Here is a 14,794-nt window from a genome sequence, read left to right as displayed (position 1 = left end):
CATCGGCAGTTTCGAAGCAGAGGACACAACACCATGAACAGCATCAACCGCCGCTCCGTCCTGCTCGCCGGGCTGGGAGTCGCAGGCGCCGGAGTACTCACCGCCTGCACCGATGCGAGTGGCTCCGGTAGCAGCAACGCCCTGGTCACCCCTTCCGGCTCGGCGGTCGCCGCCGCGGAGAAGAAGCGCAAGAGCACCGGACGCCAGCAGAAGGTCACCCTGACCGCGGCGCCCGCCACGATCGACCTGGGCGGCGGCGTCATGGCCAAGACCTGGGCCTTCGACGGCCGCGCCCCGGGCAAGGAGATCCGGCTCTCCGTCGGCGACACCCTCGTCGCCGAGCTGTCGAACCAGCTCCCGAACAAGACGACCACGTCCATCCACTGGCACGGCATTGCCATGCGCAACGACATGGACGGCGTGCCGCCCACCACCCAGACCGCCGTCCGGGTCGGCTCCACCTTCACGTACAGGTTCATCACCGACGCGCCCGGCACGTACTTCTTCCACCCGCACGTCGGTGTCCAGCTCGACCGCGGCCTGTATGCCCCGCTGATCGTCGAGGACCCCAGGGAGCCGCTGTCGTACGACGACGAGTGGGTCGTCCTCCTCGACGACTGGGTCGACGGGGTCACCGGCACCCCCGACGAGGTCTTCGCCGAGGTCGGGCAGGGCATGGGCGGCATGGACATGGGCACGGGGGAGAGCAGCAGTTCCAGCTCCAGCGGCATGGAGGGCCACGACATGCACGACATGGGCGGGATGGAGATGGGGGACTCGGCGTCACCCTCAGCCTCCGCGTCCTCGGACTCGGACGGCATGTCGATGAAGTTCATGCTCATGGGCGCCGAGAGCGACCTGCTCGGCGGTGATGCCGGCGACGTGAAGTACCCGCACCACCTGATCAACGGCAGGGTGGCGGCCGACCCGGACGTCTACACCGGCAAGCCCGGCAAGAAGGTACGGCTGAGGATCATCAACGCGGGCGGGGACACCGCCTACCGTGTCGCCCTCGGCGGCCACAAGCTGACCATCACCCACACCGACGGCTTTCCGGTCCAGCACCAGGAGGTGGATGCCCTGCTGGTCGGTATGGGCGAGCGCTACGACGTCCTCGTCACTCTCGGGGACGGGGTCTTCCCGCTCGTCGCCGAGGCCGAGGGCAAGAACGCGAACGGCTTCGCCCTGGTGCGCACGGGCTCGGGGAGCGCCCCGAAGCCGACCGTCCGCCCGAAGGAACTCGACGGCATGATCATGACGGCCGCCCAGCTGCGCGCCGACGACGACGTACGGCTCAAGTCTGCCAAGTCCGACGTGACGCACCAGCTCAAACTGACCGGCGGCATGGACAAGTACGACTGGGCCATCAACGGCAAGCCCTTCGACATGGACAGCCCCGAGGCGAACCCGATCATGATCGAGGAGGGTCAGCGCGTACGGCTCGACTTCGTCAACGACACCGACATGTGGCACCCGATGCACCTGCACGGCCACACGTACCAGATCGGCGCATCCGGCCCCCGCAAGGACACCGCGATCGTGCTGCCCAAGAAGAAGCTGTCGGTCTTCTTCGACGCCGACAACCCGGGTCAGTGGATGCTGCACTGCCACAACGCGTACCACGGCGAGGCCGGGATGATGGCGAACGTGGCCTACCCGGCCTGACGTTCACCTCACGCCGTCCGGGCGGGCCCATCGGCTGGCGGTGGGCGCGTCCGGACACGGCGTGCGGGATGGCTTCGCAGCTCTCCGGCCTGCGCGCGACGTCGATGACGCAGGGGAGTTGGGCGCCGTACGGCGATTGAGGAGAAGCTGACATGCCGGGCATTCAGCGGGAGCCGTGGGTGCGGAGGCCCCGCGCTTGTCGGCCCGCCGGCTATCGCGGATCAAGAAGTGCTCGGACGCCTCCTCGGGGGAGTGCGTGTCGTCACAGACGAGAGTGCAAGCAACGCGGCAGTCAGGGCCGCAAACACGACCCATGCCGGCTTGCCTCGTGGGCTACGCGGCAGAGACGTCTGCAGTGGTCCGCTAAATGCATTAGTACGTTGGCCTGGCCGGCGTCCGGACGGTCACGGTGAGATCTCACCCTCGCGGGCATCGGGTTGAGGGGCTGGCGTCGTCGGCTCTTCCTGCCTGCGCTGGCGCCTCTCTCTCCACGCCAGTTCCGCGGTCAGGATCAACACTATGGCGACTACCAGCGCCATTACGATGAGGCTGATGTTGGAGATCCCTGACAGGAGCTCGTTCTCCTCCTCCTTGATGTCTGACGCGATGTGTATGGCGCCGCTGATGCTGCTCTGGGTGTAGGCGTCGCTGTATCCGGTCATATCCCCTCCGGTCCCCCGTTCTTGGGGATGTGCGACGCCTATGTTACCCGAGCTTCTCTAAGGGGCTTAGTAGTTTCTTCATGCCGGGCCCCGCGTCTCAGTGGCCGTGTCCGTCCTCCACGCGGCCGGTCTCGGCGTCGGTTGACGCGCTCGTCTCCGGTGCCGTGGGTTCGATGGCGGGCGCCGGGGACTCCTCTGTGGTGGCGTGCTCGTCGGACGTCTCCGTACCGCCACCGTGGCTGTGTCCGCTCTCTCCAGGCGACTCGCCCAGACCGTCCGCCACCGCCCGCAGACCGAAGTAGCTGACGGCCGCAGTGAGGAGAACGGCCAGCCCCATGGGGCCGAGGATGCGACGCCAGGAGGACTGGGCGTCCTTGCGATCGCCGACGAGCTTCGGCTTCTCGCCCTAGGCCACGGTGTACAGACCGCTGTGGGTGGCGACGTACACACGCCCGTCAGCGGGGTCTACCCCCAGGCCGTGGACGTGGGACAGCGCCCCCGAGGACTCCGACGTGTCCGCCGCCGCGCCCGTGTCGACAGTGCCGCCTCCGCAGGCGGCGAGGACCATGGGGGCGATCGAAGCGCCTGCCATGGCGAGCAGGGTGCGGACGGCCGGGTATGCGGTCACTGAAGTTCCTCGGGCGGTACGAGCGTTGATGCTCAGGGCCGGCTCGCGGCGAAGAACGGCATGGAGTCCAGCGGGACGATCTCGATGTTCTTGCCGGTGCGCGGCGCGTGGATGGCCTTGCCGTTGCCGACGTACATGCCGTTGTGCTGGTTGTCGTTGTACCAGTAGATGATGTCGCCGGGCTGCAGGTCCGATCTGGCCACCTTGCGGCCTGCGTCGTACTGCTGCTTGACGGTGCGCGGGAGCGAGACGCCCGCCGCGCGCCAGGAGGCGCCCGTGAGTCCTGAGCAGTCGTAGGAGTTGGGGCCGGTTGAGCCCCATTCGTAGGGCTTGCCGAGCTGCGCGTACGCGAAGTCGAGTGCGGCCTTGCCGCGGCCGCTCGCCGGGCCGTTGTACGTAGCCGGGGAGTCGCTGGCGCCCGCGGCGGCGTCCTCGCGCTCCTGGTCGGCTTCCATCTTGGCGCGCTGGGCAGCGGTCAGGCTGTTCAGGAGTTCGCGCGCCTTGGCGAGCTTGTCCTGGACCTCGTCCTTCGTCTTGGCGGCCTTGGTGCGCGTCTCCTCCAGGGCCTTCAGACGCTTCTGGGCGGCCTCGCGTTCCTGGGCGATTTCGCGCTGTTTGCTCTGCATCGCCCGCAGGGCCTCGGCCTGCCGACTGCTCGTGCGGTCGAGCATCTGGGCCTTGTCGAGGTAGTCGTCCGGGTCACCGGACAGGAAGAGCTGCACGCTCGGGTCGATGCCGCCGCTGCGGTACTGCGCGGCCGCCAACGGGCCTATCTCCTCGCGCAGTTCGTTGATCTCCTGCTGCTTGCGGGCCAGGCGGTCCTGCGCACGGTCGGCCTCGCGCTGCAGCTTCTTCTGCTGCTCGCGGATGGCGTTGTACTGCTCGGTGGGGCCCTCAGCCTCCTCGTAGAGCCGTTCCACTTCTTTGCGGACCTCGTCCACCGTGGGGTTGGGGGCCGCCTGGCTCTGCGTCGGCAGGAGGCTGACGGCGCCGGCGGCCATGCCGAGCGTGGCGATCCTGGCGCGGCTGGGCGGCTTCGGCCGACGGTGCGTTCCCATCGTGGAGTGACTCCTCTGCGCGTCTGTGGAACGGGCGACGGGCTCTGTTCGTCGTGCGACACCAGTCGGCTTCGGCACTGTCCCCGTGGACCCGGTGCTGGGCACGGGCCGAAGCCCGTGCCCAGCACCGCATCATCGAGTGAGTTTAGAACTTAGTAGCTTAGTATTGCGCATCGCAAGTGAGCCGGAGTCACATGGGTCTCACGGGGAGCTGGAAAGCCCGGGCGTCAGCCCAGGCCGGGCGGGCAGGCGACCAGCAGCGGCAGCAGCGGCACCGTCACGACCGCGGCGGCCGCCGAACCCCAGAGGGCGGGGTGCGGGGCCTTGCGGGGGCCGAGGACTCGCTTCAGGCGGATCAGGACGTTCTGGCCGCCTGCCGCCAGCGCGCCCTTCGGAGCGCGGGCCGAGGCCATCTCGTACATCGCCGTGGCCAGCACCTCGTGGGAGTGGCTGCGCAATGCGCGGTCGTCCGCGACCATCTCCAGCAGGAGCGCCGTCTGCTCCCGGGCGTGGTGGGCCAGTGGGAGCCGGCGGAACACCGAGTGGAACGCTTCCACGGCGGCCAGGAACAGATGGTGGCGGCCCACGATATGGGCCTGCTCGTGCTCCAGTACGGCGGCGAGCTGCTCGGGGGACAGCTCGCGCACGGCCGCGTCGCTGATCACGATCCGGGGATCCCGGCCGGGAAGACAGTAGGCGGCGGGCACGTCGTACGGCAGGACGGTGGCGCTGAGCCGGGCCGAATGGCGGCCCACCAGGTCCACCGCTACCCGGTGCTCCGTCCGCACCCGACGGGCTCGTACGACATGGAAGACGAAGCTCGCGACCAGGGCGATCCCCATCACGGCGGGGACGCCGACGGCAAGCCGGTCCGCGGCGTTCGGGTCGGGCTGAGTCGTACCCACGTCCACTCCGCAGGTATGCAGCAGCCCTACCAGGCCCGCGTGCAGGTGCTCGGCCGGCATGGCCAGGCTGTACGCCGCCAGCGCGGCCCCGATCGAGAAGGAGACCGCCAGGGCGTGCCACACCGCTGCCGCCAGCGCAGGGGCCCGGTGCTGCCAGCTCCCACGCAGCATCAGGCGCGGAGCGACGAACCCCACCGCTGCCGTGTAGCCGACCAGAGCCGGGGCCGCGTTCACGACTCGGCCTTGGCCTGTCGTCCCACGGACCGCAGAGCCTTGCGCAGCGCGGCCTGTTCTTCATCGGACATGTTCTCGACGAAGTGGACCAGCGCGGCCGGGCGATCCTTGCTCTCCCCCAAACCGTCCTCCATCAGTGCGGCGGCATAGGCCTCGCGGCTGCGAACGGGTGTGTACAGCCAGGCGCGACCCTGCTTGCCCCGCAGCAGCCAGCCCTTGCCGTACAGGATGTTGGTGACGGTCATCACCGTGGTGTACGCGACGGGACGGGTCTTGTTGATGTCGTCGACGACCTCCCGCACCGTCGCCGGACGGTTCCATGTCCAGAGACGATCCATGATCTCTGCCTCGAGATCCCCCAGCCGCCGCATCGCCCTGACTTCCTTTCGCCACCGAATACGCAGATCCATAGTAGACGGCCGATCGGTCAGGATTTCGCCGCGAGGATGAACTCTCACACCCGCCCTGTGAGTTCGTAACCCGCCTCGTCGACGGCCTCGCGCACCCGAGTGTCGTCGAGCGGGGTGGCGGACGTCACGGTGACGCGGCCCGTGGGGACGTCGACCTGTACGTCGACGACGGTGTCGAGTGCTGAGACCTCGTCCGTCACGGCCTTCTCGCAGTGGCTGCATGTCATGCCGGACACGTGATACTCGGTCGTCAGTACGTCGGCCATGGCCCCTCCCGGCGAAAGTTGCAATACCCTGGCCGGGTATCACTTCTTCGTGTCTACTCTCGTGGCCTCCGGGATGCAAGAGGCTGTTGATCTATGCCTACGATGAGGCCGTGACCCGCTTCGGACAGCTCGCTCGACCGCACTCGACGGTGCGGTCCGGTGGGCTGCTCGTATGTGCTCTGCTGCTGGGCCTGCTCGGCATGCACGGAATCGGGCCGGTTCCAGACGTCACCGCTGCCTCGGGGCACGACCGGATGGTGTCGGTCGCGCACACGGACGTCATGGTGTCGATGCCGGGCGGGTGTGATCACGGCGAGGGCGGCTGTTCGGGTCACACGGACCATGCCGATCCGACCTGTGCTTCAGCCTCCGTCGCCGGAGGTCCCCTGGTGGCACCGGTGCTCCTGCCCGATGTGGCGGCCTGCGCCGGCGGGGTGGACGTGCCTGCCTCTTCGGTCGGCAGTGATCCCGACGGCGGTCGCGCTCCACCCTCACTCTCCGAACTCCAACTCCTGCGGATATAGAGCGACCCGCGCGACGCCGTACGCCCACAAGGGACGGCGCCGCGTCTCGGCATGCCCTTCACAGATCCGAACGCAGGAGTTCACTTCATGACTGCACACCGCAAGCTCATCCGCCGTACCGCTCTCGCCGCCACCGCGGGAGTGGCAGCCCTCGTCCTCGCCGCCTGTGGCGGCGGAGGGCACGACATGGGATCCATGGGCTCCGACTCCAGCCCGTCCGCGTCCGCCTCGGCCAAGGCCGGCAAGCACAACGACGCGGACGCCTCCTTCGCGACGGACATGATCCAGCACCACCGTCAGGCCGTCGAAATGGCCGACCTGGCTGCCGACCGTGCCTCTTCGCAGGAGGTCAAGGACCTCGCCACGAAGATCAAGGGCGCGCAGGACCCGGAGATCAAGACCATGTCCGGCTGGCTCACCTCGTGGGGCGAGGAGGTCCCCGCGGACATGTCCGGCATGGAGGGCCACGACATGGGTGACATGTCGTCCATGCCCGGCATGATGAGCGGCGAGGACATGGACAAGCTGGAGAAGGCCTCCGGCGCCGAGTTCGACAAGATGTTCCTCGAGATGATGATCAAGCATCACGAGGGTGCCGTCGAGATGGCCGAGACCCAGAAGGCCGACGGCAAGTACGGTCCCGCCGTGAAGCTCGCGGACGACGTGATCACGGCTCAGACCGCCGAGATCGAGCAGATGAACAAGATGCTCGGCAAGAACTGACGCGGCGGCAGAAACGGTGCGGCCCGGCGGTGCACATCGCCCGTCCGGCCGCACCGTTGTCCGTCCTCCATGGCCGTCACGCAGGGCCGAACAAGGCGTTTGCGAACAATGAAGTCGCCAGTCGTTGGGCGCGATTGGTCCCAACAGGTGCCCTGGCGTGACGTCATGTGGCTGGGTTCACGCGATGTTCTCCTGAGACGGCGTGCCGGGGCCTGGCGATCAGGTTAGGATCACAGCGTGATTACGGCCTGGTCTCCTTCTCGTATGCCGAGGAGCCGCTCATCAGCGGCTCTGTGGCGTGTGCTGGGGCTTGGCCTGTTCCTCTTCGGCTTGCTGTATACGCATGCCGCCAGCCCTGACATCACGGTCAGTCACCTCGCCTCCGACAGGGGCGTCTCGGCGTCGGGCGTTCATTTCGAGCCTCCTGCCGAACACGAAAACGTTGCGAGTGCCACGTCGGCGCAGCCTGAGGGCCATCACGACGGCCACGGACAGCAGCACGTCGATGCGGACTGTGCGATGGGGCAGCCTTCGCAGGGTCCCGCTGTGGCGGTGCCCTGCCTGTCTCCGCTGAGCTCGGAGAGCGGCGACGAGGCGTCCGGCTCTGCGCCCGCCCGTCAGGCCGCCGGGGCACGGGACTTCGTGGCTCCGAGAACGCAAACGGCGGACTCCGCGGTTCTTCGTATCTAGGTCAGCGCTTTCCCCGAACCGGTCGACCCTTTCCGGGATTTCTGGACGGCGACCGGTCATGGCGTCTGACCTCCTGCGCACAGCGCCCCACAGCGTGGCGCGGGGACGGTCGACGGCCCTCTTCCCTCACCCCCACCGATCCCTGCCCTGACCGGGAGAGTTCCCGTACAGGCAGTGACCGTCGCGCGGAGGACCTGTGCCGCCCACCCCTGGCCTTTTCCGTGCCCATGCGTCATGGGTACGTCCACTCCGGAGGAGTCGACTCGTCCGGGGCACGCTGTACGCCCTGCTGTTCATGCTGCTGACGTGCCTCGCCGATCAACACCATGCGCCGGAGTCGCCCGCTCGCTCAGCCGCAGCGTCGAGTGAAGCCCCTCTGCCCGCGGAGGGCTCCGATGGCGAGAATCTCGACCCGTCCGAGTCTCCCGACCGCTGCCACGGTCCCCGCCTCGTGCAGACCGTCTCCCAGCAGTCGTCCCCTCGGGTCCCGCCGCCCGCCGTCACCGCGCTGTCGCTGACGGACACCGCAGCAACTCCCGTGCGTCAGCCCCCTGGTGCCATCCGAAGACTGCTGCCCAGTGGCGGCCGGTCCGCTCTCACCGCCATCTGCCGGTGGCGCATATAGGAGCCACCCCGCGGGCCGGCCTGGTCGCCCCGCCGCGCGGCGTGCCTTGTCCGTCGCGCGAGATGAGCATCCGCACGCGTCCCATATCGATCAGAGAGCGAAATAAATGCACTCCTTGCCCCAGAGCGACCTCACTCCTGCCGGCTCCGGCTCCGCCCTCCGGGAGCTCGTCGGCAACACCCCAGTACTGCACGTCTCCCAGCCCTTCACCGAGCCGGGTCGCGGCTTCTGGGCGAAACTGGAGGGCTTCAACCCCGGCGGCATCAAGGACCGTCCGGGTCTGCACATGGTCGAGCGCGCCCGCGCCCGCGGCGAACTCCAGCCGGGCGCCAGGATCATCGAGTCGACCAGCGGAACCCTCGGTCTGGGGCTTGCCCTGGCCGGAATGGTCTACGGGCACCCCGTCACGCTGGTCACCGACCCGGGGCTGGAGATGTCCATGACCCGGTTGCTGACCGCATACGGGGCCCAGGTCAATCTTGTCTCCGAACCGCACCCCACCGGGGGCTGGCAGCAGGCCCGCCGCGACCGGGTCGCCAGGCTGATGGAGCAGAACCCCGGCTCGTGGTGCCCGGACCAGTACAACAACCCGGACAACACCACCGCGTACACCCCGCTCGCCCTCGAACTGGCCACGGAGCTCGGCCATATCGACGTGCTGGTGTGCAGCGTGGGCACCGGCGGACACTCCGCCGGAGTTTCCCGCGTACTCCAGCAGCTCTATCCGGACCTCAAGTTGGTCGGGGTCGACACCATCGGGTCGACGATCTTCGGCCAGCCTGCCCGCCCCCGGCTGATGCGGGGCCTGGGCTCCAGCATCTATCCGCGCAATGTCGCCTACGACAACTTCAGCGAGGTGCACTGGGTCGCCCCGGCGGAGGCGGTGTGGACCTGCCGCCAGCTGGCCGCCTCCCACTACGCCACCGGCGGCTGGAGCGTCGGCGCGGTGGCGATGGTCGCCGGCTGGCTGGCCCGCAGCCTGCCCGCGGACACCCGGATCGCCGCGATTTTCCCCGACGGCCCGCAGCGCTACCTCGGCACGGTCTACGACGACGACTACTGCGCCGCCCACGGCTTGCTCGACGCCCCGCCCGCGCCCGAACCGGAGGTGATCGGCCGCTTGGACGAGAAGGAGGTCACTCACTGGACGCGGTGTGAAAACGTCATGGACCCGCTCACGCTGGTCGACTCGGAGCCGCGGTCCGAGATGGCCGATCCGCTCGACGCATCCGACGCGGAAGCCGGGGCGTCCGTGGACAGCGACGCCGCCGAGCAGCTTGACGGCGTCGACGTGCTCGTGGAGGGGAACCGGTGAGGACGACCATCGCGCAGGTTCGTTCCTACGAACGCAGTGTCCAGTTGTTGATGGTGAATCAGTTCACCATCAACCTCGGCTTCTACATGCTGATGCCGTACTTGGCCGCGTATCTGGCAGGTCCTGTGGGCCTGGCGGGCTGGCTGGTCGGGCTGATCCTCGGCGTACGCAACTTCAGCCAGCAGGGCATGTTCCTTCTCGGCGGAACGCTGGCCGACCGGCTCGGCTACAAGCCCATGATCATCGCCGGGCTGGTGCTGCGCATCGTCGGCTTCGCGACCCTTGGACTCGTGGAGTCCGTACCCGCCCTGCTGGCCGCCTCGGCGGCGACGGGCCTGGCCGGGGCGCTGTTCAACCCGGCCGTACGGGCCTATCTGGCGGCGGACGCGGGTGAGCGGCGAGTCGAGGCGTTCGCCCTGTTCAACATCTTCTACCAGGCCGGGATTCTGCTCGGCCCGCTGGTGGGCATGCTGCTGACCGGCGTGAGCTTCCGCGTCACGTGCCTTGTCGCGGCCGGGATCTTCGCTCTGCTGAGCATTGTCCAGATCCGGGCCCTGCCCGCCCGCCGGGGCGACGACGCCAAGCGCGGACAGGATCAGGAGGGCGTGCTGTCCCAGTGGCGCGGCATCGTGTCCAACCGGCCGTTCCTGCTGTTCTCGGTTGCCATGATCGGCTTCTACGTCATGCAGTTCCAGGTCTATCTCGCCCTGCCGCTGGAGGTGCGCCGCCTGGGTGGCGACGGGACTTTCGGCACGGCTGCGGTGGCGGTGCTGTTCGCCGTCTCGGGCTTGAGCACCATCCTCTTCCAGACCAAGGTGACCGCCTGGTGCAAAGCCCGCATGGAACCGGGCCGCGCACTGACATGGGGGCTGCTGACCATGGGGCTGGGGTTTGTTCCGCTGCTGGTGGCCACCGCGGTCCCGGTACCGGACGGCGGGGTGGGGCTGTGGCTGCTCGCGGCCGTGCCGCCGGCACTCTCCGCGTTGCTCCTCGCAATCGGCACGATGATCGCGTACCCCTTCGAGATGGACACCATCGTCCGCCTCTCCGGCAACCGGCTCGTCGCCACCCACTACGGCCTGTACAACACCATCTGCGGCATCGGCATCACCCTCGGAAACCTGCTGACGGGTGCCGCGCTCGACGCCGCCCGGGACGCCGGGATGTCCGCGCTGCCGTGGGTGGCGCTGTTCGCACTCGGCCTCGCCTGCGCGGCCGCCCTCTACGGGCTGCACCGTACGGGCCGCCTGGCACCACCGGTGCGCGAGGCGCAGCCAGAGCCCGCGAACACATAACACGACGTCACCTGGTGGAGGGGGCGGACGAGTTCGCTTCCGTCCCCTCCGGCCGACCACGCTCACGTTGATGGCTGGGTGCGTGCGTCGGCGTATCGTCGCCGACGGAGGCCGCTCCCGCGTTCTGGTGCTGACCACCTTCGACCTGGACGAGTACGCCCACGCCGCACCGCGCGCCGCATCCATCTGCACCCGCTTCCGCGAGCACCGGCGACCGTGACCGAGGTTACCGCCATCCAACTAACTGGCTTAGTTGTCCAGGAGATAAGGTGTGTCGACCAGCCGAGGAAAATCGGCCCGGCGGCGAGACGGAACGGCACCGCCGCTCTCGGGTACTCCGGAGAACAGGAGTTGTCGTGTCCATCGCGCCGTGCTCGGCCCACCCCGCGCTGACTCGCCGCCCGCTCCGGTCGCCCGGGGAGTGCCTGCCTCACTCGGCCACCGGAGGCGGGTAGTGGCGGACCGGCGGGATGACCGACCAGGAGCTCGGGCCGGGTCGGCGTGCACGGGCGGCCCGTCGCGGCCGATCCCTCACAGCCCGGTGCCGGCTGTTCGTCGGCACTCGGTATCCCCGGCGAGATTCTCCTCAGGTGCAGGAGGAGTCGTTGGCGCAGGCGCGGGACCTGATCGGAAGTGCTGTCGTCGGCGCTCCTCCGCCCTCGGCCCGGCTCCGGCGGCTCGGGTCTCCGCTCGGCGGAACCGGCGGCCGGGCCTGTCCTCCAGTGCACCAATGCTCGGCCCGCAGGGAACCGCCATTCCGACGGGCGGTAGGCGGCGGCTCCGGAGTGGGACCGGTGACGCAGCTTACGGAATCGCCACAAACCTCTTCTTGTCATCACCCGGCAAGCGGCCCCTGTGGGGGCCCCGCCCGCGGCACGCGGCAGTCACAGACCAGGAGAACCAGTGAGTCGCCCATCCCTTCTCGACCCACCCGCCGACACCACGTCGGCCAGTCGTCGCCGAATAGGCCGCCGTGTCGCGCTCGTTGCGGGAGCGGCGGGTGTCGGTTTCGGCGGGCTGTATCTGGTGGGCCTGCTGATCTCCGGTGACGACATCCCCGAGGGCACCCGGGTGAGCGGTGTGGACATCGGAGGGCTGAGCAGCTCGCAGGCGCGGGAGAAGCTGGACAGCAGCCTGGGTGGGGCCTGGTCGGAGCCGGTGAAGGTGCGCCTCGGCGACAGTGACGGCACCGTCCGCGTGGCAGGCATCTCATTGGACAGTGAGGAGACCGGCGCTCGTGCCGCGCAAGCGGGGTCCGACCCGTTCACCGTGATCGGCCGCCTGTTCACGAGCGGTGACCGCGAGGTCGAGCCGGTGATCCGCGTGGACGAGGCGAAAGCCCGCGCATCACTGGCCGAAGAGGCCAAGACGTACGACCGGAAGACACGGGAGGGTGGCGTCACCTTCCATGCGGGCGAGCCGGTGCCGAAGCGGCCGGGCACCGGGCGGTCCCTGGACGTGGATGGCGCGGTCGAGGCTCTGGCGTCAGCGGTCCCGGGGCAGGGGAACGAGCCGGTGCGGCTGCCGGTCCGTACGGCCGAATCCCAGGTCGGTACGGCGGAAGTGAACCGCGCGATGAAGGAGTTCGCCACCCCCGCGATGTCGGCGCCGGTCACGCTCACCGCAGGCGGCCGGGAGATCGAGATCAGCGCGGCGACGCTCGGCAAGCACCTCACCATGAAGCCGGACGGGGACAAACGGCTGACACCCCTACTGGACGGCAAGGGGCTCCTGGCTGATCCGGCGCTGGCGACTCCGCTCGCGCTGGCCGGCGACGAGGCGGTCAACGCGAAGCTGCGCCTGGATGGCGGGCGAGTGGTGGTGGCCTCGGACGGCAAGACCGGACAGGAGGTCACGGCCCAGGCAGTCCAGAAGGCCGTACTGCCGCTGCTGACCGAGACCGGGGCGGCCCGCACAGGGGTGGTGGCCACCGAGGAGGTGGAGCCCAAGCTGACCCGCGACAACGTCGGCCGCCTGGGTGTCAAGGAGCAGATGTCGAGCTTCACGGTGGACTTCGAGCCCGAGGCCTACCGCGTCACCAACGTCGGCCGTGCCGCAGAACTGATCAACGGCTCGGTCGTACTTCCCGACGAGACCTGGAGCTTCAACCGCACCGTGGGCGAGCGGACCGAGGCCAACGGATTCGTGGAAGGCATCATCATCAACAACGACCAGTTCGAGAAGGCGGCCGGAGGCGGCGTCTCCGCGGTGGCCACCACGGTCTTCAACGCCATCTTCTTCGCCGGCGTGAAGCCGGTGGAGTACGGGGCGCACTCGTTCTACATCGAGCGTTACCCGGAGGGCCGGGAGGCGACGGTGGCCTGGGGCAGCCTCGACCTGAAGTTCAGGAACGATTCGGGCAACGCCATCTACATCGACGCGCGCGCCACGGACACCTCCGTCACGATCACCTTCCTCGGCACCAAGAAGTACGACTCCGTCGAAGCGGTCAAGGGCCCGCGCGCGAACGTGAAGCAGCCGGCAACCCGCGAGGGAGCATCCGGAGAGAAGTGCGTGCCGCAGACCCCGCTCGAAGGCTTCAACGTCGCCGTCGACCGGGTCTTCAAGAACGACGGCAAGGAAGCCAAGCGGGAGACCTTCAAGACGCGGTACGTACCCCGCGACGAAGTCACCTGCGACTGAGCGACCGCCGGGTGACGAGCGCCGGACCCGGCGGCGCACTACCGGGCCGGAGTCGGCCGACAGGCTTCGCGCACCGTAGTCGGCCGCGCGAGTGGCCCATGAGTGGCGCGCGAGGCGGCCGAAAGTACGGGGATCGCGCTGCTTCAGGCGTCCCGGAACGGGACCACCGACCCGTCCCGCCGTGGGTCGGTCAAACCGGCTCGACGGCCTTCGGCGGAGTGCCCTCGCGCCGCGTCGGCCCACCCGCCGACCGAGGAATCCTCAGTCCGCAACCAGGTAGTCATACCGACGCCTCCGGGGGGCGAAGTGCCCGCCCCCGCCCCGCCCGGCGGCGCCTGCGACACGGGCCGCCATGGTCCTGCGTCGCCTCACCGCCGTCCGCGGACAGCGCCGCGCCGCCGCTCGTCCCTCACCGGCTCCCTACATCCGGCAAGGTCCACCGAACCGGGTGATTGCTCTTGCAACGAGCGTGCCGGTGTTGCCCATGTCACCTTTTCCACCCAGGAGTTCAGCATGTCCAAGGGGTGTGGGCCGGTAACGTTCCGGTGTCGGTACGAGGAAGGCATCCGGGGGTCCGGTGGTGATGCGGCGCATGGCGGCAGCAGTCGTGCTGCTGGCTGCTGTCGTCCTGCTGCACTTCGGACTGCCCCACCACTCCTCGGCCACTCCGGGCGTGGTGTCCGCCGTGGCACCCGCAGCCGAATCGGAGTCCAGGAAGGCGCAGGGTTCCGTGTCCGCCGTGGCTCATGCCGGTGCCGGGTCGCAGTACCACGAGGCCGCCGACGACGCTCTTGCCATGCCGCCCCGGGCAGTTCACCTCGTCGAGCCGCCGTCGCTCGCCGAGGACGCGAGCGCGACGATTACGTCCCTCGTCATCGTGTCCGGCATGCCGCATCCCCGTGCGGCGAGAGACGCCTGGAACCCCGGCGGCGGACTCGCGCCCGACCCCACCACCCTGCAGACCTTCCGCTGCTGATCGGCAGCGTGCTCCGCGCACCCTCCCCAACGCCGGTACGCACCACCGTCGCCGACCGAGCATTCAACCGACCGCTCGCCACGGCTCGTTGACGCCCTGGAGGGACTGCCCGCGCACCGGCCCATCGAGCTGAACCTCGCCGGGCTGCGGCACCTCGACCACGCCTGCATGAGCG

Annotated in this window: 14 protein-coding genes and 1 pseudogene; 8 read left to right on the top strand and 7 right to left on the bottom strand. The window is 68.9% G+C overall.

Annotated features, from left to right (window positions below; translation table 11 throughout):
* Nucleotides 1–33: 33 nt before the first annotated feature.
* Nucleotides 34–1,665 carry a multicopper oxidase family protein gene (locus OP79_RS39290; protein ID WP_033327486.1) on the top strand — a complete coding sequence of 544 codons (1,632 nt, stop codon included), beginning with the start codon at nucleotides 34–36 and terminating at the stop codon, nucleotides 1,663–1,665.
* Between the two features lie 404 nt (nucleotides 1,666–2,069).
* On the opposite strand, the gene OP79_RS39285 is transcribed toward OP79_RS39290, so the two are convergent.
* The 7 genes from OP79_RS39285 to OP79_RS39255 form a co-directional block, all read right to left on the bottom strand.
* Nucleotides 2,070–2,327: a hypothetical protein gene (locus OP79_RS39285; protein WP_033327484.1), complete on the bottom strand. Its 258-nt coding sequence runs from the start codon at nucleotides 2,325–2,327 to the stop codon at nucleotides 2,070–2,072.
* Between the two features lie 97 nt (nucleotides 2,328–2,424).
* Nucleotides 2,425–2,664 carry a hypothetical protein gene (locus tag OP79_RS39280; protein ID WP_033327481.1) on the bottom strand — a complete coding sequence of 80 codons (240 nt, stop codon included), beginning with the start codon at nucleotides 2,662–2,664 and terminating at the stop codon, nucleotides 2,425–2,427.
* A gap of 69 nt (nucleotides 2,665–2,733) precedes the next feature.
* On the bottom strand, nucleotides 2,734–2,955 hold the full coding sequence (locus OP79_RS39275; RefSeq protein WP_033327480.1) for a hypothetical protein: 222 nt from the start codon (nucleotides 2,953–2,955) through the stop codon (nucleotides 2,734–2,736).
* 32 nt (nucleotides 2,956–2,987) lie between these two features.
* Nucleotides 2,988–4,013 (bottom strand): C40 family peptidase, encoded by a 1,026-nt coding sequence (locus OP79_RS39270; protein WP_033327477.1) that lies wholly within the window; start codon nucleotides 4,011–4,013, stop codon nucleotides 2,988–2,990.
* Between the two features lie 227 nt (nucleotides 4,014–4,240).
* Entirely contained in the window at nucleotides 4,241–5,152 is a 912-nt protein-coding gene (locus tag OP79_RS39265) for a M56 family metallopeptidase (RefSeq protein WP_033327476.1), read from the bottom strand.
* A complete protein-coding gene (locus OP79_RS39260) occupies nucleotides 5,149–5,523 on the bottom strand; it encodes a BlaI/MecI/CopY family transcriptional regulator (RefSeq protein ID WP_033327474.1) in 375 nt (124 codons plus the stop codon). Before OP79_RS39260 ends, OP79_RS39265 begins: the two co-directional genes overlap by 4 nt.
* Before the next feature lie 83 nt (nucleotides 5,524–5,606).
* Nucleotides 5,607–5,828, bottom strand: coding sequence for a heavy-metal-associated domain-containing protein (locus OP79_RS39255; RefSeq protein WP_033327472.1), 222 nt, complete (start codon nucleotides 5,826–5,828; stop codon nucleotides 5,607–5,609).
* A gap of 110 nt (nucleotides 5,829–5,938) precedes the next feature.
* Here OP79_RS39255 and OP79_RS39250 point away from each other — a divergent pair, with 110 nt between their 5' ends.
* The 7 genes and pseudogenes from OP79_RS39250 (at nucleotide 5,939) to OP79_RS39220 (ending at nucleotide 14,619) form a co-directional block, all read left to right on the top strand.
* A complete protein-coding gene (locus OP79_RS39250) occupies nucleotides 5,939–6,352 on the top strand; it encodes a DUF6153 family protein (RefSeq protein ID WP_033327538.1) in 414 nt (137 codons plus the stop codon).
* 87 nt (nucleotides 6,353–6,439) lie between these two features.
* Nucleotides 6,440–7,075 carry a DUF305 domain-containing protein gene (locus OP79_RS39245; RefSeq protein ID WP_033327470.1) on the top strand — a complete coding sequence of 212 codons (636 nt, stop codon included), beginning with the start codon at nucleotides 6,440–6,442 and terminating at the stop codon, nucleotides 7,073–7,075.
* Nucleotides 7,076–8,496: 1,421 nt separating this feature from the next.
* Nucleotides 8,497–9,705 carry a PLP-dependent cysteine synthase family protein gene (locus tag OP79_RS39235; RefSeq protein WP_033327467.1) on the top strand — a complete coding sequence of 403 codons (1,209 nt, stop codon included), beginning with the start codon at nucleotides 8,497–8,499 and terminating at the stop codon, nucleotides 9,703–9,705.
* Nucleotides 9,702–11,000, top strand: a complete 1,299-nt coding sequence (locus OP79_RS39230; RefSeq protein WP_033327466.1) for an MDR family MFS transporter — start codon at nucleotides 9,702–9,704, stop codon at nucleotides 10,998–11,000. Before OP79_RS39235 ends, OP79_RS39230 begins: the two co-directional genes overlap by 4 nt.
* Before the next feature lie 88 nt (nucleotides 11,001–11,088).
* Nucleotides 11,089–11,184 (top strand): annotated as a pseudogene (locus OP79_RS54515) (DNA-binding response regulator); the annotation flags it as partial.
* A gap of 719 nt (nucleotides 11,185–11,903) precedes the next feature.
* Nucleotides 11,904–13,643 carry a VanW family protein gene (locus tag OP79_RS39225; RefSeq protein WP_078492289.1) on the top strand — a complete coding sequence of 580 codons (1,740 nt, stop codon included), beginning with the start codon at nucleotides 11,904–11,906 and terminating at the stop codon, nucleotides 13,641–13,643.
* A 592-nt stretch (nucleotides 13,644–14,235) separates the two neighbouring features.
* Nucleotides 14,236–14,619, top strand: coding sequence for a hypothetical protein (locus OP79_RS39220; protein ID WP_157857439.1), 384 nt, complete (start codon nucleotides 14,236–14,238; stop codon nucleotides 14,617–14,619).
* Nucleotides 14,620–14,794 lie beyond the last annotated feature (175 nt).

This window comes from Streptomyces yerevanensis (assembly GCF_000716805.1).
Taxonomy (GTDB): Bacteria; Actinomycetota; Actinomycetes; order Streptomycetales; family Streptomycetaceae; genus Streptomyces; species Streptomyces flaveus.
The sequence above is the reverse complement of the archived record's forward strand: the minus strand, read 5'-3'. Positions and strand labels throughout refer to the sequence as shown.

Coding starts and splice junctions, on each gene's coding strand:
- OP79_RS39290 (WP_033327486.1), top strand. CDS start 34: ATGAACAGCATCAACCGCCGCTCCGTCCTGCTCGCCGGGCTGGGAGTC.
- OP79_RS39285 (WP_033327484.1), bottom strand. CDS start 2,327: ATGACCGGATACAGCGACGCCTACACCCAGAGCAGCATCAGCGGCGCC.
- OP79_RS39280 (WP_033327481.1), bottom strand. CDS start 2,664: ATGGGGCTGGCCGTTCTCCTCACTGCGGCCGTCAGCTACTTCGGTCTG.
- OP79_RS39270 (WP_033327477.1), bottom strand. CDS start 4,013: ATGGGAACGCACCGTCGGCCGAAGCCGCCCAGCCGCGCCAGGATCGCC.
- OP79_RS39260 (WP_033327474.1), bottom strand. CDS start 5,523: ATGCGGCGGCTGGGGGATCTCGAGGCAGAGATCATGGATCGTCTCTGG.
- OP79_RS39255 (WP_033327472.1), bottom strand. CDS start 5,828: ATGGCCGACGTACTGACGACCGAGTATCACGTGTCCGGCATGACATGC.
- OP79_RS39245 (WP_033327470.1), top strand. CDS start 6,440: ATGACTGCACACCGCAAGCTCATCCGCCGTACCGCTCTCGCCGCCACC.
- OP79_RS39235 (WP_033327467.1), top strand. CDS start 8,497: ATGCACTCCTTGCCCCAGAGCGACCTCACTCCTGCCGGCTCCGGCTCC.
- OP79_RS39220 (WP_157857439.1), top strand. CDS start 14,236: ATGGCGGCAGCAGTCGTGCTGCTGGCTGCTGTCGTCCTGCTGCACTTC.